This is a genomic window from Bacillus cereus group sp. BfR-BA-01355 (assembly GCF_022663675.1).
Taxonomy (GTDB): Bacteria; Bacillota; Bacilli; order Bacillales; family Bacillaceae_G; genus Bacillus_A; species Bacillus_A thuringiensis_S.
This window is the reverse complement of sequence record NZ_JAKUFY010000293.1, coordinates 1-582: the sequence shown is the minus strand read 5'-3', so window position 1 is coordinate 582 and position 582 is coordinate 1. Positions and strand designations below refer to the sequence as shown.

The window sequence follows — 582 nt, the reverse complement described above, 5'->3', positions numbered from 1 at the left end:
CAGGCAGGCATGTTAACCACTACACCACGGGACCATTTGGTTGCGGGGACAGGATTTGAACCTGCGACCTTCGGGTTATGAGCCCGACGAGCTACCGTGCTGCTCCACCCCGCGATAATACTATTTATATAAAATTCATATGGTGGAGGATGACGGGATCGAACCGCCGACCCCCTGCTTGTAAGGCAGGTGCTCTCCCAGCTGAGCTAATCCTCCAAAGTGGTGACCCGTACGGGATTCGAACCCGTGTTACCGCCGTGAAAGGGCGGTGTCTTAACCACTTGACCAACGGGCCAAATATTATAAATCCTATGGCGGAGAGCAAGGGATTCGAACCCTTGATACGCTTGTGACGTATACACGATTTCCAATCGTGCTCCTTCGGCCAACTCGGACAGCTCTCCAATGGCTCCGCAGGTAGGAATCGAACCTACGACCGATCGGTTAACAGCCGATAGCTCTACCGCTGAGCTACTGCGGAATAATATTGCCTGGCAACGTCCTACTCTCACAGGGACAAGGTCCCAACTACCATCGGCGCTAGAGAGCTTAACTTCCGTGTTCGGTATGGGAACGGGTGTG

Annotated in this window: 5 tRNA genes and 1 rRNA gene; all 6 read right to left on the bottom strand. The window is 53.6% G+C overall.

Features of this window, described 5'->3' with window-relative positions:
* Positions 1–37: 37 nt before the first annotated feature.
* A tRNA-Met gene (locus MR167_RS31705) sits at positions 38–114 on the bottom strand.
* Between the two features lie 26 nt (positions 115–140).
* Positions 141–216, bottom strand: a tRNA-Val gene (locus MR167_RS31700).
* Between the two features lie 4 nt (positions 217–220).
* A tRNA-Glu gene (locus tag MR167_RS31695) sits at positions 221–295 on the bottom strand.
* Positions 296–312: 17 nt separating this feature from the next.
* Positions 313–404: transfer RNA gene (locus MR167_RS31690), tRNA-Ser, on the bottom strand.
* Between the two features lie 2 nt (positions 405–406).
* Positions 407–481 (bottom strand) — tRNA-Asn (locus tag MR167_RS31685).
* A gap of 8 nt (positions 482–489) precedes the next feature.
* Positions 490–582, bottom strand: a 5S ribosomal RNA gene (gene rrf, locus MR167_RS31680); the annotation flags it as partial.